This is a genomic window from Lentzea xinjiangensis (assembly GCF_900110955.1).
GTDB lineage: Bacteria > Actinomycetota > Actinomycetes > Mycobacteriales > Pseudonocardiaceae > Lentzea > Lentzea xinjiangensis.
The window spans coordinates 378,343-399,220 of the sequence record NZ_FOFR01000004.1 but is presented as its reverse complement, the minus strand read 5'-3'; the positions used below and the strand labels follow the sequence as shown (position 1 = coordinate 399,220).

20 protein-coding genes are annotated in these 20,878 nt (G+C 70.4%); 11 read left to right on the top strand and 9 right to left on the bottom strand.

The window, feature by feature from the left end; translation table 11 throughout:
• The first annotated feature begins 587 nt into the window (after positions 1 to 587).
• Positions 588 to 767: a DUF7455 domain-containing protein gene (locus BMW88_RS13750; protein WP_030464836.1), complete on the top strand. Its 180-nt coding sequence runs from the start codon at positions 588 to 590 to the stop codon at positions 765 to 767.
• A 60-nt stretch (positions 768 to 827) separates the two neighbouring features.
• Here BMW88_RS13750 and BMW88_RS13745 read toward each other — a convergent pair whose 3' ends face one another.
• The 4 genes from BMW88_RS13745 to BMW88_RS13730 all read right to left on the bottom strand — a co-directional run bounded on the left by BMW88_RS13745 (position 828) and on the right by BMW88_RS13730 (position 5,405).
• Positions 828 to 1,982: an ROK family transcriptional regulator gene (locus BMW88_RS13745; RefSeq protein ID WP_177221089.1), complete on the bottom strand. Its 1,155-nt coding sequence runs from the start codon at positions 1,980 to 1,982 to the stop codon at positions 828 to 830.
• 4 nt (positions 1,983 to 1,986) lie between these two features.
• Entirely contained in the window at positions 1,987 to 3,414 is a 1,428-nt protein-coding gene (locus BMW88_RS13740; RefSeq protein WP_089951121.1) for a sugar ABC transporter permease, read from the bottom strand.
• A 20-nt stretch (positions 3,415 to 3,434) separates the two neighbouring features.
• Positions 3,435 to 4,208, bottom strand: a complete 774-nt coding sequence (locus BMW88_RS13735; protein ID WP_089951051.1) for an ATP-binding cassette domain-containing protein — start codon at positions 4,206 to 4,208, stop codon at positions 3,435 to 3,437.
• 72 nt (positions 4,209 to 4,280) lie between these two features.
• Positions 4,281 to 5,405, bottom strand: a complete 1,125-nt coding sequence (locus BMW88_RS13730) for a sugar ABC transporter substrate-binding protein (protein WP_089951050.1) — start codon at positions 5,403 to 5,405, stop codon at positions 4,281 to 4,283.
• A 246-nt stretch (positions 5,406 to 5,651) separates the two neighbouring features.
• Between BMW88_RS13730 and BMW88_RS13725 the strand changes: the two genes are divergently transcribed.
• Positions 5,652 to 6,440, top strand: a complete 789-nt coding sequence (locus BMW88_RS13725; protein ID WP_089951049.1) for a class I SAM-dependent methyltransferase — start codon at positions 5,652 to 5,654, stop codon at positions 6,438 to 6,440.
• Positions 6,441 to 6,446: 6 nt separating this feature from the next.
• Here BMW88_RS13725 and BMW88_RS13720 read toward each other — a convergent pair whose 3' ends face one another.
• Positions 6,447 to 8,132, bottom strand: a complete 1,686-nt coding sequence (locus BMW88_RS13720; RefSeq protein ID WP_089951048.1) for a DEAD/DEAH box helicase — start codon at positions 8,130 to 8,132, stop codon at positions 6,447 to 6,449.
• Between the two features lie 157 nt (positions 8,133 to 8,289).
• Here BMW88_RS13720 and BMW88_RS13715 point away from each other — a divergent pair, with 157 nt between their 5' ends.
• Entirely contained in the window at positions 8,290 to 9,378 is a 1,089-nt protein-coding gene (locus BMW88_RS13715) for a YihY/virulence factor BrkB family protein (protein WP_245777758.1), read from the top strand.
• Between the two features lie 72 nt (positions 9,379 to 9,450).
• Here BMW88_RS13715 and BMW88_RS13710 read toward each other — a convergent pair whose 3' ends face one another.
• Positions 9,451 to 9,702, bottom strand: a complete 252-nt coding sequence (locus BMW88_RS13710) for a DUF3039 domain-containing protein (protein ID WP_089951046.1) — start codon at positions 9,700 to 9,702, stop codon at positions 9,451 to 9,453.
• A 31-nt stretch (positions 9,703 to 9,733) separates the two neighbouring features.
• Between BMW88_RS13710 and BMW88_RS13705 the strand changes: the two genes are divergently transcribed.
• Together BMW88_RS13705 and BMW88_RS13700 are read left to right on the top strand one after the other, a co-directional pair.
• On the top strand, positions 9,734 to 10,636 hold the full coding sequence (locus BMW88_RS13705) for a pseudouridine-5'-phosphate glycosidase (RefSeq protein WP_089951045.1): 903 nt from the start codon (positions 9,734 to 9,736) through the stop codon (positions 10,634 to 10,636).
• Positions 10,633 to 11,511: a carbohydrate kinase family protein gene (locus BMW88_RS13700; protein ID WP_089951044.1), complete on the top strand. Its 879-nt coding sequence runs from the start codon at positions 10,633 to 10,635 to the stop codon at positions 11,509 to 11,511. Before BMW88_RS13705 ends, BMW88_RS13700 begins: the two co-directional genes overlap by 4 nt.
• 635 nt (positions 11,512 to 12,146) lie before the next feature.
• Here the strand turns inward: BMW88_RS13700 and BMW88_RS13695 are convergent.
• A complete protein-coding gene (locus tag BMW88_RS13695) occupies positions 12,147 to 12,482 on the bottom strand; it encodes a DUF3099 domain-containing protein (RefSeq protein ID WP_425434655.1) in 336 nt (111 codons plus the stop codon).
• Between the two features lie 54 nt (positions 12,483 to 12,536).
• Between BMW88_RS13695 and BMW88_RS13690 the strand changes: the two genes are divergently transcribed.
• The 6 genes from BMW88_RS13690 to BMW88_RS43235 all read left to right on the top strand — a co-directional run bounded on the left by BMW88_RS13690 (position 12,537) and on the right by BMW88_RS43235 (position 19,568).
• On the top strand, positions 12,537 to 14,033 hold the full coding sequence (locus tag BMW88_RS13690; protein WP_089951042.1) for a PucR family transcriptional regulator: 1,497 nt from the start codon (positions 12,537 to 12,539) through the stop codon (positions 14,031 to 14,033).
• 43 nt (positions 14,034 to 14,076) lie between these two features.
• Entirely contained in the window at positions 14,077 to 15,543 is a 1,467-nt protein-coding gene (locus BMW88_RS13685; protein WP_089951120.1) for a DUF7782 domain-containing protein, read from the top strand.
• A complete protein-coding gene (gene dtd, locus BMW88_RS13680; RefSeq protein WP_089951041.1) occupies positions 15,540 to 15,965 on the top strand; it encodes a D-aminoacyl-tRNA deacylase in 426 nt (141 codons plus the stop codon). Before BMW88_RS13685 ends, dtd begins: the two co-directional genes overlap by 4 nt.
• 261 nt (positions 15,966 to 16,226) lie before the next feature.
• On the top strand, positions 16,227 to 17,216 hold the full coding sequence (locus tag BMW88_RS13675; protein WP_089951040.1) for a sigma-70 family RNA polymerase sigma factor: 990 nt from the start codon (positions 16,227 to 16,229) through the stop codon (positions 17,214 to 17,216).
• Between the two features lie 264 nt (positions 17,217 to 17,480).
• Complete coding sequence (locus BMW88_RS13670; protein ID WP_425434651.1) at positions 17,481 to 19,145, top strand: fumarate hydratase; 1,665 nt, start codon at positions 17,481 to 17,483, stop codon at positions 19,143 to 19,145.
• A 201-nt stretch (positions 19,146 to 19,346) separates the two neighbouring features.
• On the top strand, positions 19,347 to 19,568 hold the full coding sequence (locus BMW88_RS43235) for a VOC family protein (protein ID WP_245777756.1): 222 nt from the start codon (positions 19,347 to 19,349) through the stop codon (positions 19,566 to 19,568).
• A 179-nt stretch (positions 19,569 to 19,747) separates the two neighbouring features.
• Here the strand turns inward: BMW88_RS43235 and BMW88_RS13660 are convergent, their stop codons facing one another.
• Positions 19,748 to 20,305 (bottom strand): hypothetical protein, encoded by a 558-nt coding sequence (locus BMW88_RS13660; protein WP_089951039.1) that lies wholly within the window; start codon positions 20,303 to 20,305, stop codon positions 19,748 to 19,750.
• Positions 20,306 to 20,404: 99 nt separating this feature from the next.
• A complete protein-coding gene (locus BMW88_RS13655; protein WP_245777755.1) occupies positions 20,405 to 20,869 on the bottom strand; it encodes a hypothetical protein in 465 nt (154 codons plus the stop codon).
• Positions 20,870 to 20,878: the final 9 nt, after the last annotated feature.

Genomic DNA, 20,878 nt, shown 5'->3' with positions numbered 1-20,878 from the left:
GCAGTGGACAACCGCGCGCTCCGGCACCCCTGCGCGCCGCACACGTTGACGGAGGCGGCCATCGACTCGTACGCGGCCACCTGTCGCGGGGGCGGCCGGCTCAGGAGCGGCGGCCGGTGCACGAGGCCAAGGCCCGCCGATGGCGCGAACAGTGGCCGCGACTCACGGTGCTGCCGTGGCCGGACGAACCGCCCGGACGACCACTTCGATCACGGTTCCGCGTCCGAATCGTGGGACGTTCGTGACCTGTTCGCTGCGGGCGGACAAGGGCAACCGATATCACACTTCCGGTCGCACGCAACCGACCGAACGGCCTGAACACGCTGCTCCACCAGCGGTTTTTCGGTCGCTCAGCGTGCGTGTCAAGGCGGTGAACCGGTGGGAAACGCAGGTGTGAGCCTGCGGCAGGCGGGTAAATCCCGGAGTGACGCGAGTCGCCACGTACACGGGAACACTGACTAACGCCAGAACGTCTGTCAGAGTGGAGCCAGCGAGCACCGCGCACCAACCAGGGGCGCCGTGGTCGCAGCTTGGTAAGAGGGCACCGGAACACTTCGTCCCGGTGCTGGGACGGAGGGAGATCCATCATGACTGCAGCACTCACCCGCCCCGAGTTGACCGCTGCCGACCGCTGCGACCGCTGCGGGGCTGCTGCCCAGGTTCGCGCCGTGCTCCCGTCCGGGGGCGAGCTGCTGTTCTGCGGGCACCACTCCCGCGCACACAGCGAAAAGCTGCGCGAGCTCGCTGCTGAGATTCAGCAGGGCTGACTTCCACCCCACCTAGCCGCTCGGGGCGGGGATCCTTCGGGATCTCCGCCCCCTTCGCTTCTAGAGGGTCTCGAGCACCGGCTCGAACGCCAGCTCGGCCGCGCCGACCAGCTTCGCGTCCCGCCCCAGGGGCGACGTGACGACCTGGGTGCCGCCGACGGCGCGGGAGACGAGGCTGCGCCGCTGCACGGCGGTGCTCACCGAGTCCACCACCGCGTCCGGCAGCGCCGTGTAGAGGTCACCGAGCACGACCAGCTCCGGGCCGAGGACGTTGACGATGTTCGCGAGTCCCAGCGCGAGCCAGCCGGCGAACTCGTCCAGCACCGAGGGGTCGTCCAGCGCCCGCAGCGCCGCCACGACGGTGCCGCGCGGGGCGTCGTCGGGCAGTCCCAGCGCCCGGCACAGCGCCGGTTCGCCGACCTCGGTCTCCCAGCAGCCGTCGCAGCCGCAGTAGCAGCGGTTGCCGCGCGGGTTGACGACCATGTGCCCCAGTTCGCCGACGTAACCGCCGGTGCCGCGCAACGGCTGCCCGGACAGGATCACCCCGCCGCCGACGCCGACGTCGGCGGAGATGTAGACCATGTCCGAGGACGCCTGGGCCGCGCCGCGCACGTGCTCCGCGAGCGCGCCGAGCTCCGCGTCGTTGCCGACCTGGACAGGCAGCTTGAGCACCGCCTCCAGGCGCTTGCCGAGTGCGACGTCCGTCCAGTGCAGGTTCGGTGCCTCGTGGACGTGCCCGTCGGCGCGGCGCACCACCCCGGGCACCGAGACGCCCACCCCGACCGCGTCGGCGTCGAGGTCGTCGGCCATGAGGCGCGCCGACTCGACGATGTGCGTGATGACCTCCCCCGGATCACGCGTCCGGTGCAGGTTCCAGCTGTCCCGTCCCAGGATCTCCCCGCCGAGGCCGACGAACCCCATCGCCACGTGCTCCACCCGCACGTCGATCGCGATCACGACCGCTGCCTGCGGCTGGGGCAGGACCAGCAGCGACGGACGGCCCGCTCCGCTGCGCAGAGCGGGCACGCGTTCGGCGACCACACCCGCTTCGGCGAGGCCGTCCACCAGGGCCTTGATCGTGCTGCGGTTGAGGCCGAGCTCAGCCGCGAGCGACGCCCTGGTGGACGGACCGTCGACGTGCAGGCGGCGCAGCAGCGCCGTTCTGTTGTGCCTGCGGATCTCGTCGGGACGAGTGCCGGACGTAGGTCCCGTCACCGCGTCATCGAGCCGCGGTCGCCGCCCGGCGGCGGGACAACGCGTCGACGCTCGCGGCGAGCAGCAGGACCAGGCCGGTCACGATGAACACGACCGCGGCGGGCTGCTTGAGCAGGCCCATGCCGTTCTGGATGATCGCGAGCACCGCGCCACCGATGACCGCGTCGCGCAGGCGGCCCTTGCCACCGAACAGCGACGTGCCACCGATGACGGCCGCACCGACCGACAGCAGCAGCGTGTTGCCGCCACCGGCGTTCGGGTCGACCGAGCCGACCTTCGACGAGTACACGATCGCGCCGATCGCGGCCGCCGAGGAGGCGATCACGAACACGCTCATCCGGATGCGCTCGACGTTGATGCCGGCGCGGCGGGCGGCTTCCTTGTTGCCGCCGACGGCGTAGACGTGACGCCCGTAGCTGGTGCGGTCGAGCACGAACGTGCCGATCACGAGCAGCACCAGCACCAGCGGCACCACGTACGGCACGCCCTCGATGACCACGAGGTTGCTCGGCGCCCGGTTCAGCGACAGCGCGTAGGTGATGATCGCGGCCAGCACCGCGAGGGCGCCGATCTTGGTCAGCACCAGCGTCGTCGGCTGGGCCACGAGTCCCCTGCGCAGGCGGGAGAAGTGCCGCGTGAGGACGACGGCCGCGTAGCCGCCGACCGCGATGACGAACAGCGCCCACGAGCCCACGAAGTTCAGGTTGCCGTTGGCGACGTTGAAGATCGTGTCGTCGCGCAGGCCGAGGGTGCCGCCCTGGCCGATGAGCTGGAGCACGACACCGCCCCAGACCAGGAACAGCGCCAGGGTCACGACGAACGACGGGATGCCGACCTTCGCGACCAGGAAGCCCGTGATGCAGCCGATGGCCGCGCCCACGCAGACCGCGAGCAGCATCTCGAGCCAGGCGTTGGCGGGGATGCCGACCGCGGCGATGACCAGCGCGACGGCGGACAGCGCCGCACCGGCCCAGATCTTCATCACGACGGCGAGCACGATCGCGAGCACCAGCAGGCCGCAGAACACGTAGAACACCGTGTCGCCCATGCCGCCGAGCAGGTTGCCGTTGTGGATCAGGTGCAGTGCCATGACGGACGCCGTGACACCGGACGCGGTGCCGGCGGAGAGGTCGATCTCGCCGAGCAGCAGCACGAACACCAGGCCCATCGCGATAATGGTGATGCTGGCGCCCTGCTGGAGCAGGTTCGCGAGGTTGCCCAGGGTGAAGAACGTGTCGGACAGCGCGCTGAACACGATGAGCAGGACGACGAGCCCGAGCAGTGCGGGCAGCGATCCGAGCTCGCCGCCGCGGACCCTGGCCCAGTAGTCGCGGATCGCCTCGCCCGTGGACTGGGACGTGGTGTCGATGCCGAAGTCGGAGATGGCGCCCTGCGGGGCCTCCTGCTCGGTCGATTCGGTGGTCTTGGTCATGCTGGCCTCTTCGGAACTCATCAGATCGTCGCCGCCTCGGGGCGGGCGATGCCCAGGTCACCGGAACGCCCGGCGGTGATCAGCTCGACCACCTGACCGTGCGTGACTTCCTTGGACGACACGACCGCGGCCATGCGGCCGAGGTAGAGGCACGCGATGCGGTCGGCGACCTCGAACACGTCGTTCATGTTGTGGCTGATCAGCACGACTCCCAGGCCCTGCTCCGCGAGCCTGCGGACCAGGTCGAGCACCTGGCGCGTCTGTGCGACGCCGAGTGCCGCGGTGGGCTCGTCGAGCAGCACGACCTTGCTGTTCCACAGCACGGCCTTGGCGATGGCCACGGTCTGGCGCTGGCCACCGGACAGCGACGAGACCTGGGTGCGCACCGACTTGACCGTGCGCACGGACAGCGACGCCAGCGTCTTGCGCGCCGCCTGCTCCATGTCGGTCTCGTCGAGCAGGCCGGCCTTGGTGCGCTCGCGGCCGAGGAACATGTTCTGGACGATGTCCAGGTTGTCGGCCAGTGCGAGGTCCTGGTAGACGACCTCGATCCCGAGGTCCGCGGCGTCGCGCGGGCCCCTGATCTGCACCGGCTGGCCGTTGAACAGGACTTCACCCGAATCGGTCGGGTGGATGCCCGCGATGCACTTGACCAGCGTCGACTTGCCCGCGCCGTTGTCGCCGACGAGGGCGGTGACCTCGCCGGGGTTCACGACGAGGTCGATGTCGTGCAGGACGTGCACGGGACCGAAGCTCTTGTTGATGCCGCGCAGCTCGAGAATCGGCTCGCTCACTGGGATTCCTCCGTGTTACCACGCGCCGAGGCGGGGTGCGCAGTTCCGCACCCCGCCTGGACGCAAGCGGTCCTACTTGATGCCGAGCTCGGTGCAGGCGGCCTGCGTGTCGGCCACGCAGATCTCCGAGGCCTTGACGAAGCCCGCGTCCACCACGGACTTGACCTTGTCCTTGGTGATCAGCTGGGCGGTGAGCAGCACGGACTTGACGTCGCGGTTGCCCTTGTCGTCCTTCACCGAACCGGTCGCGAGGGCGTCGGCTGCGGCGGTGTCGCCCTTGGCGAGAGCGGCGGCCAGCTTGGCGGCGGCCTCGGCCTCGTCCTTGATCGGCTTGAAGACGGTCATGTACTGGTCACCGCGGAGCACGGCCTGCAGACCGTCCGGGGTGGCGTCCTGACCGGTGACCGGCACCTTGCCGTTCAGGCTGTACTTCTTGAGGACCGTGATCACCGCGCCGGCGAGGCCGTCGTTCGCGGCGACGACGCCGTCGACCTTGCCGCCGTTACCGGTCAGGATCTGCTCGAACGTCTGACCGCCCTTCTGGTTGTCCCAGTTGTCGATCGGCTGGGACTGGACCAGCTTGAGCTTGCCCGAGTCGTAGAGCGGCTTGAGGACCTTCTGCTGCCCCTGGTAGAAGAGGGTCGCGTTGTTGTCCGTCGGCGCACCCTCGATCTCGATGACGTTGGCGCCCTGCGGAGCTGCCTTCATCGCATCCGCGAGACCCTGGCCCTGCAGCTCGCCGACCTTCACGTTGTCGAACGACACGTAGTAGGACGAGGAGCCGCCGGTGTTGAGGCGGTCGTAGTCGATGACCTGGATGCCCTGCGCCTGGGCCTTCTTGGCCACGGACGCGCCGACCTCGCTGTTGGGCGTCGCGATGATCAGGACCTTGACGCCGGCGTTGATCATGCCGTCGGCGAGGGTGCTGAACTTCTGGACGTCGCCCTGGGCGTTCTGGATGTCGGGGCTGAGCCCCTCCTTCTTCAGAGCGGCCTCGAGGAGCGGCTTGTCGAAGCCCTCCCAGCGAGCCGAGGAGGCGGTCTCGGGCAGGATCACGCCGACCTTCGCGCCCGTGCCGCTGCCAGAGTCCGTGTTGGTGCTTCCTCCGGTGTTGGAGGACGTGTTGGCGCCGCACGCCGAAACCGCAAGGGCGAGACCCGCGGTCACGGCGATGGAAGCGAGAGTCTTGCTGCGCATCCGCCATCCCTTTCACTGCGCTGTGTCACAGAGAATGTTGTGGCGCACAACGTATGCCTGACATATGGGTGACCGGAACCACACTGGATCGATTAAGTCGCAACGATGCGGTAACCGTGACGAAATTTAACTACCGAGAGTTGTGAGAGCGTTACCACGGCGCTACTGCATCCGGCGGCGATATATTGGATACCGCCCACAGCGAACACCCGGCCGTTGCCTCCCGGTCACCTCTAGGTTGACCGCATGACGGTCGACAAGGAAGCCGCCGACAGGCTGGCGCTCTCGTTCGGCGCGGACGCGGCGCGCTACGACCGCACCCGTCCGGCGTACCCGGACGTGCTGGTGCGGAAGATCGTCTCGGCGAGCCCAGGGCCGCGGGTCCTCGACGTCGGCTGCGGCACCGGGGTGCTGTCGCGGCCCCTGCGCGCGGCCGGGTGCGAGGTGCTCGGGGTCGAGCCGGACGAGCGCATGGCCGGGTTCGCCCGCGGCACCGGCGTGGCGGTGGAGGTCGCGAAGTTCGAGACCTGGGACCCGGCCGGCCGGGAGTTCGACGCCGTCGTCGCCGGCCAGTCCTGGCACTGGGTCGACGCGGAGGCAGGACCGCGCCACGTCGCGCGGGTGCTGCGGCCCGGCGGCGTGTTCGTGGCGCTGTGGCACGTGTACGCGCCGCCGGAGCCGATCGAGCAGGCGTTCACCGACGCGTTCCGCAAGGTAGCGCCGGACGTCCCGATCCGCCTGGGCCAGTCCCGCGAGGAGGCGCTCCGGGCTTACCGGGAGGGCTGCGCGCGCACGGGCGAGGCGTTCGTCGCCACCGGTGCGTTCAGCGGCGCGGAGCAGTGGGCGGCGAGCTGGGACCACACCTACACGACCGCCGAGTACCTCGACCTCGTGCGCACCATGGGTCCGCTGGCGCTGCTGAACGCCGAGCAGGTCGACGGCCTGCTGGACGACGTCGGCAGCGCGCTCGACGCGGCCGGCGGCCGGTTCGAGACCCGGTACGACACGCTGGCCGTCGCCGTCACCCGCGGCTGAGCACGGCTACCAGGACCGCAGGGTCGCGATCCGCTCCTCGAGCTGCTCGATCGTGGCCATCGCGGTCGGCGGGCCACCGCAGTACTCGCGCAACTGGTTGTGGATCTTGCCGTGCGGCTTCTTGGTGCGGTGGTGGTGCATGGCCACGAGCGTGTTGAGCTCCTTGCGCAGTGACGTGAGGCGTTCCTGCACGCTCGCGGGCCGTGCCTCCCGCACCGCCACCTCGGGCTTGGGGCGTTTGGCGGCCATCGCCATCTGCTCCTCCTGCCGTTGCAGCAGCAGGGTGCGCACCTGGTCCGGCTCCAGCAGCCCCGGCAGCCCGAGGTACTCCTGCTCCTCCTCCGAGCCCGCGATGGTCGGGGCGCCGAACGACGAGCCGTCGTAGATGACCTGGTCGAGCTCGGCCGTGGTGCCCAGCGCCGTGAAGGCGCGTTCCTCCTCGCCGGGCTCGTCCTTGGTCTGGTTCGCCGCGGCCATGAGCTCGTCGTCCCAGCCGTCCTTCTCCCGGTGCGGCTTGCCCAGGACGTGGTCGCGCTCGGCCTCCAGCTCGGACGCGAGCTGCAGCAGCACCGGCACCGACGGCAGGAACACCGTGGCGGTCTCGCCGGGTTTCCGGTTGCGCACGAAACGACCGACGGCCTGGGCGAAGAACAACGGGGTCGACGACGACGTCGCGTAGACGCCGACGGCGAGCCGCGGCACGTCGACGCCCTCGGACACCATGCGGACGGCGATCATCCAGCGTTCGTTGGTCGCGGAGAACTCGGCGATCCGGCCGGAGGCCTTCGGGTCGTCGGAGAGGACCAGCGTGGGGATGTGGCCCGTGACGCGCTGGAGCACCTCCGCGTAGGCCTTTGCCGTGGTCTGGTCGGTGGCGATCACGAGACCACCGGCGTCGGGCAGGCCGTTCTCGCGCTTCTGGGTCAGCCGCTGGTCGGCGGCGCGCAGCACGGACGCGATCCAGTCGCCGGCCGGGTCCAGCGCCGTGCGCCACGCCCGCGCGGTCTGCTCCTGCGTGAGCGGCTCGCCCAGCCGCGCGGTGTACTCCTCGCCCGCGCTGGTCCGCCACGACGCCTCACCCGAGTACGCCAGGAACAGCACGGGCCGGACGACGCCGTCGCGCAACGCGTCGGAGTACCCGTAGGTGTGGTCCGCCTTGGACGTCTTGAACCCGCCGGAGCTCTCCTCGTACTGCACGAACGGGATCGGCGAGTCGTCGGAGCGGAACGGCGTGCCGGTCAGGCACAGCCGCCGGACCGCGGGCGTGAACGCCTCGCGGATCGCGTCACCCCACGACTTCGCGTCACCGCCGTGGTGCACCTCGTCGAGCAGCACGAGCGTCTTGCGGTTCTCCGTTCGCACCCGGTGCAGCGTCGGGTGGGCGGCGACCTGCGCGTACGTCACGGCCACGCCGTGGTAGTCGCGGGAGGTCATCGCGTTGGTGTTGCGGAAGTTCGAGTCGATCTGGATGCCCTGCTCGGCGGCGGCCTTGGCCCACTGGTGCTTGAGGTGCTCCGTGGGCGTGACGATCGTGACGGTCTCGATCGTCCGGTCGGCCAGCAGCTCCGCGGCCACCCGCAGCCCGAAGGTCGTCTTGCCCGCGCCCGGCGTCGCGACGGCGAGGAAGTCCTGCGGCTTGGCGGCCAGGTACTTGGTCAGCGCCCGGCGCTGCCATGCCCGCAGCGGTCGCATTGCTGCTGTCGCTGTCACGAGACGTGTTTCTCCTCATTTGTGCAGGTCAGACATGGCAGTGCCCTCAGGCAGACCGTCGCCGAGGGCAACGAGAGCCTACCTGCTCCGGACGTCTATGCCGCGAAACGTGGCGGCATGCACCATGCTTGTCCTTGCGATGGGTTCGCCTACCGACAACGACGCACGCAGGTCCGGCCACAAGGGGCCGCTGCGTCTACTCGCGCGCACGCTGTCGAAGGCGTGGGAAGGCAACATCTTCTCAGAGGCCGCCGAGGCCGCGTTCTGGCAGACGTTGTCGTTCCCGCCACTGCTGCTCGGCGTGCTGGGCGCGATGGGCTGGTTCGGCGACTGGTTCGGCGACGAGGTGGTCGAGGCCGTCCAGGAGCGGATCCTCGGGTTCAGCCGCACGATCTTCAGCCAGGACGTGGTCAAGGGGGTGATCGAACCGACGGTCGCCCAGATCCTCACCACCGGCAAGGGCGAGATCGTCTCCATCGGCTTCCTGATCTCGCTGTGGGCCGGTTCGTCGGCCATGTCGTCGTTCGTCGACGCGATCACGGTCGCACACGGCCAGTACGGCGTGCGCAACGAGCTGTGGCAGCGCATCTTCGCGTTGCTGCTGTACATGGTGTCCCTGGTCGCGCTGGTGATCGGCCTGCCGGTGCTGGCGCTGGGCCCCGACGTCCTGCCGCAGTTCTTCCCGGAGAGCTGGCAGCCCTACATCACGACGTGGGTCGGCCGCTTCTACTACCCCGGCGTCGGCCTGCTGCTCGTGCTGTCGCTGTCGCTGCTCTACAAGGTCGCGCTGCCGCGCAGGCTGCCGTACCACCGCGTGCTGCCCGGCGCGATCCTCGCGATGGCCGTGTTCATCCTGACGTCCATCGGCCTGCGCCTGTACATCCAGTGGGTCACCACCACCGGCTACACCTACGGCGCGCTGGCGACACCGATCGCGTTCCTGCTGTTCGTGTTCTTCATCGGCCTGGCGATCACGCTCGGCGCGTACTTCAACAGCGCCATCCAGGAGATGTGGCCCGCGCGCATGACCCGCCGCCAGCGCCGCCGCTGGCGCCGCCTGGAGCTGGAACGCGCCGCGACGCGCCTGCGCGAGGAGAGCGCACGGCCCCGGCAGCAGGACGACGACAGCGGTTACTCGGCCCCGTCCCCCGCCGACACGCAGCGGACGACGCCACTCGAGATCCGGGAGCAGCGGTCGTACTCCGAAGAGGAGAGGCAGCGCGGATGAACGACAGCCGCGCCCGGTGCCCCCTGGTCGCGGGGCACGGGAATGCGGCTGCGCGGAGTGCTGCGGGGCGGCCTACTCGCCGTCGCCGCCGGACGGCAGGTTCTCGTAGATCTTCTTGCAGTCCGGGCACACCGGAGAACCGGGCTTCGGCGACCGCGTGACCGGGAAGACCTCGCCGCACAGCGCGACCACGTGCGTGCCCATCACGGCGCTTTCGGCGATCTTCGCCTTGCGCACGTAGTGGAACATCTTCGGGGTGTCGTCCCCGGTGTGGTCGGTGCCTTCCGGCCGTACGTCGACCTCGGGGAGAGTCTGGGTGCTCACGCGCCCAGGGTACCTGGGATGATGTCCCCTCGTGACCCCGCTGCACATCGCCGATGAAGTTGCCGCCGCACTGGCCGCGAACCGCCCCGTCGTCGCTCTCGAGAGCACGATCCTCTCCCACGGGCTGCCCGCGCCGCGCAACCTCGCCGTCGCCGCGCGCCTCGAGGAGGTCGTGCGGAAGGCCGGCGCCGTCCCCGCGACGATCGCCGTGCTCGACGGCGTCCCGCACATCGGCCTGTCCTCCTCCGAGCTCGACCGCGTGTGCAACGCGGGCGACCTGGTCAAGCTCTCGTTGCGCGACCTCGGCCCCGCCTGCGCGCTGGGCAGGTCCGGCGCGACCACCGTCGCCTCCACCACCGCCCTGGCCCACGCCGCCGGCATCCGCGTCTTCGCGACCGGCGGCCTCGGCGGCGTGCACCGGGGCGCACGCGAGACGTGGGACGTCTCCGCCGACCTCGACGTGGTGGCGACGACGCCGGTCCTGGTCGTCTGCTCGGGCGTGAAGTCGATCCTGGACATGGGCGCCACCCTGGAGGTCCTCGAAACCCGCTCGGTGCCGGTCGTCGGCTACCGCACCTCCCGCTTCCCGGCGTTCTACCGCCGCGAGTCGGAGTTCGAGGTGCCGTGGCGCGTCGAGGACGCCGCCCAGGCCGCCGCCGTGTTCGCCGCCGGCGGTCGCGGCATGCTCCTCGCGAACCCCATCCCCGCCGCCTTCGAGATGGACTCCGCCCTGCACGACCGGCTCCTCGTGGAAGGCCTGCGGAAGCTCGTCGACCAGGACGTGCGCGGCAAGGACGTCACCCCGGTGCTGCTGGAGCACTTCCACACCGCGAGCGAGGGCGTGAGCCTCGACGCCAACGAGGAACTGGTCGTCAGCAACGCCACGCTCGCCGCGGACGTCGCCGTCGAGCTCTCCGCGGAGCAGTACCGATGAGGCCGGTGGTCGTCGTCGGCGACGCGGGCCTGGACGTGGTGGCCCGCCACGCCGGCCCCATCGCCCACGGCGGCGACGTGCGGGCGAAAGTCACCATCGAGCCAGGCGGCGCCGGCGCGAACACAGCCGTATGGCTCGCCGCGTGCGGTGCGTCCCCCGTCCTGGTGGCCCGAGTCGGCGCCGACTCGGCGGGCCGCCAGGTCCACGCCGAACTGACCTCCGCGGGCGTCCGGTGCGCCTTCGCGGTCGACCCCGACCTCGCGACCTGCTGCGTCGTCGTGCTCGTCGACGAGAACGGCCAGCGCTCGATGCTGCCCGACCGCGGCGCGAACGCCCGCTTCTCCCCCGCCGACCTCGACCCCGGCCTGCTCGCGGGCACCGACGGCCACCTGCACCTGTCCGGCTACGTGCTGCTCGACGCCACCTCCCGCCCCGCGGGCCTCGCCGTGCTGTCCGCGGCACGCGCCGCGGGCTGGACGACCTCGGTGGACCCGCAGGCGGCCGTGCTCATCCACTCCGCCGCGGCGTTCCTGGACGACGTGCACGGCGTCGACTTCCTCCTCCCGAACGCCGACGAACTCGTGGCCCTCACCGGCTCCTCCGAACCGGAGGCCGCGAAGTCGCTCCTCGGTCACGTCGGAGCGGTCGTCGTGACCTCGGGCCCGGACGGCGCGACCTGGGTCGACAACGACGAGCTGATCTCAGTCCCGGCTGAAGTCACCGAGTGCGTCGACTCGACCGGCGCGGGCGACGCCTTCGACGCCGGTTTCCTCGCGGCCTGGCTGTCCGGCGCCTCCAAGCGCGACGCCCTGCTCGGCGGCGTGCGCGCGGGCTCCCGCGCCGTCAGCGTCGTCGGCGCCCAGCCGCCGCGCTGACCACCGCCTCCGGAACATCAGCCGTCGCCTCGTCCCGCACCCCTCCGCATGCAAAATACGTTTGCGGACGACGACAAATGAGTCATTGCAAAGGCGGGTGCTGCGGTTGTCCGGCAATCGTCGGCCGCTGACCTGTGACCAGCGAGGCGCACCAGGTAGTGGTGCTGCCGTACGGGTGGGGCTTCGCCTTGGACGTCGTGCGACGTCCGTGCGCTGCCTGAAATGTCGAGGTCCCGTGCATCGTGGAAGCGAACGGCACAAACGGCACATTCAGGTTCCATCCTGCTCGGCGGGTGAGTCGCGGCTGAGGCCCGACGTGGATGACTTCCCGATGACAAACTGATCGTTGTCGACAGCGGACCAGCGAGCATCGGTGGGACACCGTGGTGACGGCGGCGACGGCGCGCCGCAACGGTCGATGAGTCGCTGCACCGCTATGGCTGCGCGTCCGGACTTCGTCGTCTCGGCCCGTGAACTAACGGCCAGGCCGGTTTTCAGGTACCCCGGTTCGAGCGACGCCACGTCTTGAGCCGATACGAGCCTTTGCAACGACTCTTTGGACTTCGTCCGCAAGCACCTCGTTGCAAAGACCCGGGGCGGCGTTCGACGAGGAAAGGGCCGGTCTCGGGGACGAGCTAGCCGTCGATGACGGTGGTGCTCTTGCGCTCGATGGCGCGGCGCTCGACCTGGTACCGGTTGGCCTTCTCGGTCTTGCGCGGCGGCCTGTCGTTGGCGATCAGCACGGCCATCCAGGGCAGCGGCACCGACAGCACGATGAAGAACAGCGCGAGCCACCAGGTGTGCGCGAACAGGGCCGCGAGGATGAGGCACGGGAAGCGCAGGCTCATCATGATCGCGTACTTTTTGCGCCGGGCGGCGTGCTGCTCTTCGTAGGACGGGGCCGCCTCGGTGATCAACACCGGGGTGTCGTTCCGGTCGGGACTGCTCACGACACCACCTCCGGGTCCTATGGTCCCACGTCCGAGTGACGACTGGGACATCCGGTCGGCGGTTAACATCCGCGGGTGGTCGCCCTTGATCGCCTCGTGGACGTGCTCGGCAGTCTGGGCACGCATCTGGCGTGCGCGCCGAGGGGCCGGGACGCCGAGCTGCGCGGGGTCGCCCTGCACGACCCGGCGGAGAACACCCCGGCGGTAGCGGGCGACGTCCTGCTCGGGCTGGGCACGCCGTCGGTCGCCGCCGCCGTGCGTCTCGTGTCGTCGACCGTGGCGTCCGCCGTCGTCCTGCACGGGAAGCCGCCGCTGGACGAACGGGTGGTCGCCGCCGCGCGCAAGTCCGGGGCGGCGGTGCTGCTCGTGGACCCGTCCGTGCCGTGGAGCCAGCTCGCGAACGTGACGCAGACGTTGGTCAACGGTGGCACGCGCACCGGCGACCTGTTCGGGCTGGCGGACGTGATCGCGGGCGTGGTGGGTGGCCCGGTGACGATCGAGGACCAGCAGTCGCGGGTGCTCGCGTACTCCTACCGCCAGGAAGACGTCGACCCGGTGCGGGTGCAGACCATCCTCGGCCGCCGCGTGCCGGAGGAGGCCCGGCGGGCGCTCGACGAGTTCGGGGTGTTCACCCACCTCGCGTCGTCCGACGAGCCGATCTTCGTCCCGAAGCTGACGCCGCAGCTCGGCAACCGGCTCGTCGCCGCCGTGCGCGCGGGCCGTGAGCTGCTCGGGTCGGTCTGGGTCGAGGTGACGGGGCCGGTGGACGCCGCGCGTTCGGCCGCGTTGGTGGACGGCGCGCGCACGGCGGCGTTGCACTTGTTGCGGTCGCGTGCGTCGACGGACCTCGAACGCCAGGCCGAGGCGGACCTGGTCATCAGGCTGCTCGAACACCCGGAGGCCGCGGACGTCGCCCGCCTCGGGTTGCCGTCGGCGGACCTGCGCGTGATCGCGGTGCAGGCGCACGCGGGTGAAGGCGAGCACGGCGCGGCGGTGCTGGCGTTCCAGCGCGCCACCGCGGGTTTCGGCTGGTCACGGCCTGGGCGCAGCGCGTTGTTCGGCAACGTCCTCTACACCGTCATCCCCGCCGCCGACGACGCCGTCGAATGGGTGCGTTCGCTGCAGCGGGAACTGCCGCCGGAGGCCACGGTGCTGGCCGGCATCGGCGGCCCGGCCGAGGCGGCGCAGCTGCCCACGTCGCGGCAGGAGGCCGACGAGTGCCTCGCGCTCTCGACCGGTGCACCCGTCGTGTACGACGAGGCGTGGGCTCAGGTGTTGCTGCACCGGCTCGCCGCCGTCGCCGAGGCGGGCCGGCTTCCCACGCGCGGGCCGGTGTCCGACCTGCTGCGCTACGACGCCGAGTGCGGCACGCAGTACGCGGCGACGTTGCGGGCGTGGCTCGCGGCGCAGGGCGACGTGCGGGCGGCGGCGCGGGAGCTCACGGTGCACCCGAACACGTTGCGGTACCGGATGCAGAAGATGTCCGAGGTGACGCCGCTGCCCCTCGACGATCCCGGTCAGCGGCTCGCGATGGCCATCGCCCTCCAGATCGCCCTCCACACCACGCGGTGAGCAGGACGGCGTGACAGCATGTCGACCCGTGCATCCTGATCTGCTGCCCGATCTCTCCGGTGATCTCTGCGCCCGCCTGCGCGAGGCCTTCCTGAACGTCGGCTACACCGCGGACGGCGTCGTCGACGCCCTCGGTCCGCAGGCCCACGCCGCCCTCGGCCGCGGCGAGCCGGAACCCGCCCGCCGCGCGAGCGGGGACGCCGGGGCGCTCGGCACGTTGATCCGCCTGTTCCTGCTCGGCGACCAGGAGCCGGAGCGGGACGTCCGCAAGGCCCTCGGCGGGGTCGACATCGACGACGCGGTCCGCAACGAGGTCCTGGCCTCCGGCAGGAGCGCGGGGGTGCTGCGGGCCGGTCTCGACGTCCGGCCCTACGAGGACAACTGGTGGGTCATCGCCGACCTCGACTCCGACCTGCGCGGCGGAGCGGTCCCCGAGGACCACGTGCTGGGCGTCGGCCACGCGTCCATCAGCCTCGCCCGCGCCACCAAGCGCACACCCGTCGGCACGTTGCTCGACCTCGGCACCGGCTGCGGTGTGCAGGCCCTGCACGCCAGCACGCACGCCGAACGCATCACGGCGACCGACCTGTCCGAGCGCGCGCTGCGGCTCGCACAGGGCACGTTCCGCATGAACGGGCTCGACGTGGAGACGTTGCAGGGCGAGTGGTTCGGCCCGGTCCGCAACCGGCGCTTCGACCAGGTCGTGTGCAACCCGCCGTTCGTCGTCGGCCCGCCGCGCGTCGACTACGTCTACCGCGACTCCGGTCTCGGCGGCGACGACGCGTCGGCTCTGGTCATCCGCCAGCTGCCCGCGTTCCTCAACGAGGGCGGTGTCGGCCAGCTGCTCGCGTCGTGGGTGCACCGCAAGGGTGAGGACTGGGAGGAGCGCGTCTCCGGCTGGCTGCCCCGCGGCGGCATCGACGCTTGGTTCGTCCAGCGCGACATCGCCGAACCCGCCCTGTACGTCGGCACGTGGCTCAAGGACGCGGGCGTCGACCCGCGCAGCCCCGAGGGGCGGGCGAAGGCGGCGGCGTGGCTGGACTGGTTCGAGGAGAACGAGGTCCAGGGCGTCGGCTTCGGGTACGTGACGCTGCGGCGCACCGACGAGATGCACTCGCAGGTCGTGTGCGAAGACCTGCGCCACGCCTACGACGACCCGCTGGGCCCCGAGGCGGCGCGGTGGCTCGACAACGTCGCGTGGCTGCGCGCGAACCCCGACCTGCTGGGGCAGCGGTTCCGGGTCGCCGACACCGTGCTGCTCGAGGAGGTGTCCGAGCCGGGCGAGGAGGGCTGGCGCAAGGTCGTCGCGCGCCTGCACCGCACCGACGGGCCCGGCTGGCAGCACGAGGTCGACGAGGCGACCGCGAAGCTCGTCGCGGGGTGCACCGGCGCGTTGCCGCTGGAGGACCTGCTCGCACTGCTCGAGTTCGCGTACGGAGAAATCGATGCAGAAGCGGCGTTGCCGATCGTTCGTGATCTCATCCGGCACGGAATGCTCATTCCCGCATGAAAGCAGTTGTGGCGCGCGTCACAGAGGCGAGTGTCGAAGTCGGCGAGGAGATCGTCGGGGCGATCGATGAGCCCGGATTGCTGGTGCTCCTCGGCGTCCACCACGACGACACCGACGCGCACGCCCGCAAAATGGCGCAGAAGCTGCACGGGCTGCGCATCCTCGCCGACGAGCAGTCGTGCGAGTCGACCGGCGCTCCGTTGCTGGTCGTCAGCCAGTTCACCCTCTACGGGGACACGCGCAAGGGCCGCCGTCCGTCCTGGACGGCGGCCGCCCGGCCCGAGCACGCGCAACCATTGGTGAACGCCGTCGTACAGGAACTGCGTCAAAAGGGCGCGCGTGTCGAAACGGGACGATTCAGGGCCGAGATGAAGGTGCGCAGCGTGAACGACGGTCCGTTCACCGTGCTCGTCGAGGTCTGACACAACCGCCGGCTAAACGGTTCTCAGCGAATCCTCAGATTAGTCGCGCAACCGCTGTGACAGCGGTGACGTCTTCAGGTCAGGAAGTCGGGAACGAATTCGGAATCGTCGTCGTTACCCCAGTATCAGCCAGCTAGCGATGGGATCCCGAGCGGGCCCGCCGCAACCGGCAACCAGGGCGCAGCGCCGCGCCGCCTTGACCGCCACGCGCGACTGTCCTGACCGGCAGCAGCGTCGCCCGCAGCAGGGGGAGGGAGATCCATGACCGTCACGAGGATCTCCGACCGTGAAGTCGGAGAGAACACGCCCGCCACCGTCGACCTGGACCTCGACGCCCAGGGTCCAGCAGCCGACCTGGTTCGAGTCTACCTGAACGGAATCGGCAAGACCGCGCTGCTCACCGCCGAGGAGGAGGTGGAGCTCGCCAAGCGCATCGAGGCCGGTGTGTTCGCGCAGCACGTCATGGAGACGGCCAAGCGCCTCACCCCCGCCCGTCGCGAAGAGCTGGGGGAGCTCGTCCGCGACGGCCGCCGCGCCAAGGACCACCTGCTCAAGGCCAACCTGCGCCTCGTCGTCTCGCTCGCCAAGCGGTACACGGGCCGTGGCATGCCGCTGCTGGACCTGATCCAGGAAGGCAACCTGGGCCTGATCCGCGCCGTCGAGAAGTTCGACTACACCAAGGGCTTCAAGTTCTCGACGTACGCGACGTGGTGGATCCGCCAGGCGATCACCCGCGGCATGGCTGACCAGGGCCGCACCATCCGCCTCCCCGTCCACCTCGTCGAGCAGGTGAACAAGCTCGCGCGGATCAAGCGCGACCTGCACCAGACGCTGGGCCGCGAGGCGACGACCGAGGAGCTCGCGAAGGAGTCGGGCCTGTCCGTCGACAAGGTCTCCGACCTGCTCGACCACGCCCGTGACCCGGTATCGCTGGACATGCCGGTCGGCACGGAGGAGGACGCTCCCCTCGGCGACTTCATCGAGGACTCGGACGCGACCGACGCCGAGAGCGCCGTGATCTCCGGGCTGCTGCAGGATGACCTGCGCCGCGTGCTGGCGACGCTGGAGCCGCGCGAGCAGGCCGTGATCCGCCTGCGCTACGGGCTCGAGGACGGCCAGCCCCGCACGCTCGACCAGATCGGCAAGCGGTTCGGGTTGTCCCGCGAGCGGGTCCGCCAGATCGAGCGCGAGGTCATGTCGAAGCTCCGCCAGGGAGAACGGGCCGCGAAGCTGCGCGCCTACGCCTCCTAGCCCCGCGAGCCGTCACGGTCGGATCTCACCCTTCCGGCAGTATTGACTTGTGAGTCAACTCACGGCACGGTCGGGCGTTACCAGAGCCACGCGACGCCCGCCGCAAGTCGGTAGTCGCTCACGGAGGAAGGTCGGGGCAGCCGGGGGCTGCCCCGGCCTTCCGTTCGTTCCGGGTGTGCTCGAACACGGTGGGCGTGGATCACAGCAACGCGCCCCTGCGATGGCGGTACGGTTTTCCGATCCGAACTGCACACCGTTGGAGTTGTGTACGCCGTGCCCACCACTTTCGAGTACACCGACGTCCTGCCGCTCGCGAAGGACACCGAGACCGAGTACCGCCTCGTCACCTCCGACGGGGTGAAGCTGATCGAGGCCGGCGACCGCAAGTTCCTGGAGATCGCGCCCGAGACGCTGACGCTGCTCGCGAAGGAAGCCATCCGCGACATCCAGCACCTGCTGCGCCCGTCGCACCTCGCCCAGCTTCGCAAGATCATCGACGACCCCGAGGCGTCGGGCAACGACCGCTTCGTCGCGATGGACCTGCTGCGCAACGCGGCCATCTCGTCGGGCGGTGTGCTGCCGATGTGCCAGGACACCGGCACGGCGATCATCATGGGCAAGCGCTCGGAGACCGTCCTGACCGGCGGTGACGACGAGCAGGCGCTGGCCCGCGGTGTCTTCGAGGCCTACCAGGAGCTCAACCTGCGCTACTCCCAGATGGCGCCGGTGACGTTCTGGGACGAGAAGAACACCGGCACGAACCTGCCCGCGCAGATCGAGGTGTTCCACAAGCCCGGTCAGGAGCCCGTCTACGAGTTCCTGTTCATGGCCAAGGGCGGCGGCAGCGCGAACAAGACGTTCCTCTACCAGGAGACCAAGGCGCTGCTGAACCCGAAGCGCCTCGCGTCGTTCCTCGACGAGAAGCTGCGCTCGCTCGGCACCGCGGCCTGCCCGCCCTACCACCTGGCGGTCGTCGTCGGCGGCCTGTCGGCCGAGCAGAACCTCAAGGTCGCGAAGCTCGCCTCGGCCCGCTACCTCGACACCCTGCCCACCGAGGGCTCGCCGCTGGGCCACGCGTTCCGCGACACGGACCTCGAACAGCAGGTCCTGGAGCTCACGCGGAACTTCGGCATCGGCGCCCAGTTCGGCGGCAAGTACTTCTGCCACGACGTGCGCGTGATCCGCCTCCCCCGCCACGGCGCCTCGTGCCCGGTCGGCGTGGCGGTCTCGTGCTCGGCCGACCGGCAGGCGAAGGCCCGCATCACGCCCGAGGGCGTGTTCCTGGAGCAACTGGAGCGCGACCCGGCCCAGTTCCTGCCCGAGGTGGAGGGCGAGGACCTGTCCGACGAGGTCGTGCGCATCGACCTCACCCGCCCGATGGCGGAGATCCGCGAGGTCCTTACCAAACTCCCGGTGAAGACCCGCGTCTCGCTGACCGGCCCGCTGGTCGTGGCCCGCGACATCGCCCACGCCAAGATCAAGGAACGCCTCGACGCCGGCGAGGAGATGCCGCAGTACCTCAAGGACCACCCCGTCTACTACGCCGGTCCGGCCAAGACGCCCGAGGGCTACGCCTCCGGCTCGTTCGGCCCGACCACCGCCGGCCGGATGGACTCCTACGTCGAGCAGTTCCAGGCCGCGGGCGGCTCGCTCGTGATGCTCGCCAAGGGCAACCGCTCCAAGCAGGTGACGAACGCCTGCTCGACGCACGGCGGCTTCTACCTGGGCTCCATCGGCGGCCCGGCCGCCCGGCTCGCGCAGGACTGCATCCGCAAGGTCGAGGTGCTCGAGTACCCCGAACTCGGCATGGAGGCGGTCTGGAAGATCGAGGTCGAGGACTTCCCGGCGTTCGTCGTGGTCGACGACAAGGGCAACGACTTCTTCGCCGAGACCTCCACCCCGACCCTGCAGATCAGCTTCCGCCGCTGACCTGCCCCGGAACCCCCGATCGCGACAGTACGGTTGTCCCGTATTCGTTGCGATCGGGGGTTTCGCCATGATCCACCACGTGCAGGTCGCCTGTCCGGCCGGTTCCGAGGACGAGCAACGCGCCTTCTACACGGGCGTGCTCGGCTGGGCGGAACTGCCCAAACCGCCGCTGCTCGCGGCGCGGGCGGCTGCTGGTTCGCGGTGCCCGGCGGTGGCGAGCTGCACGTCGGCGTCGAGGACGCCTTCCGGCCTGCGCGCAAGGCGCACCCGGCGTTCGTGGTCGACGTGCCCCAGGTCGCCGAGGCCGTGGCGGCGGCCGGCCACCCGGTCGTCTGGGCCGATCCGGCGGAGATCCCGGGCAGACTCCGCTTCCACACCTTCGACGGCGTCGGCAACCGCGTCGAGTTCCTCGCCGACGCCTGAACCACCTCGCCCGCTCCCCCTCACCCGCCCTCCCCAGCCCTTTGCAACGACTCTTTTGCGGACGAAGTCCAAAGAGTCATTGCTAAGGCCCAGGTGAGCGAGGGTGCAGCAAGATCAGGAAGGGGTGTGCGGCGGTCGTTCACGCTCAGCGGAGCCGGGCCCCGCGAGCGAAGCCGTGATCAGCCGGTCTCCTCGCGAGACTCCAGGATCAGCCGGCGATCCCCCAGCGGCGCGTCCAAGCGAACGGTCAACGGCACCTGGCGGATCTCCTGGGCGCACACCGTGCCCGCCGGCTGCTTGGTGATCGTGACCAGCGTGATGTGGACGACCTCGGCCGACTGCCCCGTCACCTCGGCGCGGGCCTCCTTGCACCCGCCGCCCATCCCGAAGACTTCGACGTCGCGACCGTCGCCGAAGACGTAGGCCTCGTCGCGGTAGGTGTCTGACAACGATGTCGTGTCAACGCGCTCCTTGGCCACCGGGGTGACGTTGGGCGGCACGACCGGCTTCTGCTCCGAGATGGAGACGGGAGGCGGGACCGGGGCGTTCGTGGGGTTCACGCCGGACGAGCCGGTGGCGCCCGGCGCGGACGTGACCGAGGTGGGCGCGGCACCCGGCGAGCTGGCGCCCGGCGAGCTGGCCCCCGGCGCGCCGGACTGCGTGCCCGACGAGCAGCCGGCGAGCACGGCGGCGAGTGCGGCGACGGGGAGAGCAACGGCAGCGACGGCGTTTCTCATGCGCACCATCCTTGCAAACCGGGCCGGAAAGGCCCGGTGAAGCGGGGGGATGCCCGGCCGGCGGGGCAGGTGCCGGCCGGGCATCGCGGGGAGGGAGGTCTACTTCTGTTCCTGCCGCGACGTCAGCGCGACCGTGCGCTCGCCGAGGGGCTCCGACAGCTGCACCGTCAGCGAGGGGAAGCGGATGTCCATCGTGCACGCCTGCTTGTCCAGCGGCAGCGTCTCGACGAGTTCGATCTTCACGGCGGACGTCGACTGCTCCAGCACGGACGCGCTGGCCTTGCCGCACCCGCCTTCCTGGCCGATCAGGCCGACGGTGCGGCCGTCGCCCTGCGTCCACACGGTGCGCGGGAACTCCGGCGACAGGGCGTTGGTGTCGAGCTTCGTCACCGGTTTGCCGTCCGGCGGCATCTCACCGGGCGCGATGTCCGGCGGCGCCTCGGAGGACGAGGTGGCGGTCGGCAACGTCGGACCGCCACCTGCGCCGGTGCCCGCGTTCTGCGCACCGCCACAAGCGGAAACCACCAGCAGCAGCGCGCCTGCACTCACAAGTGGGCCAACCACGGTTCCAAT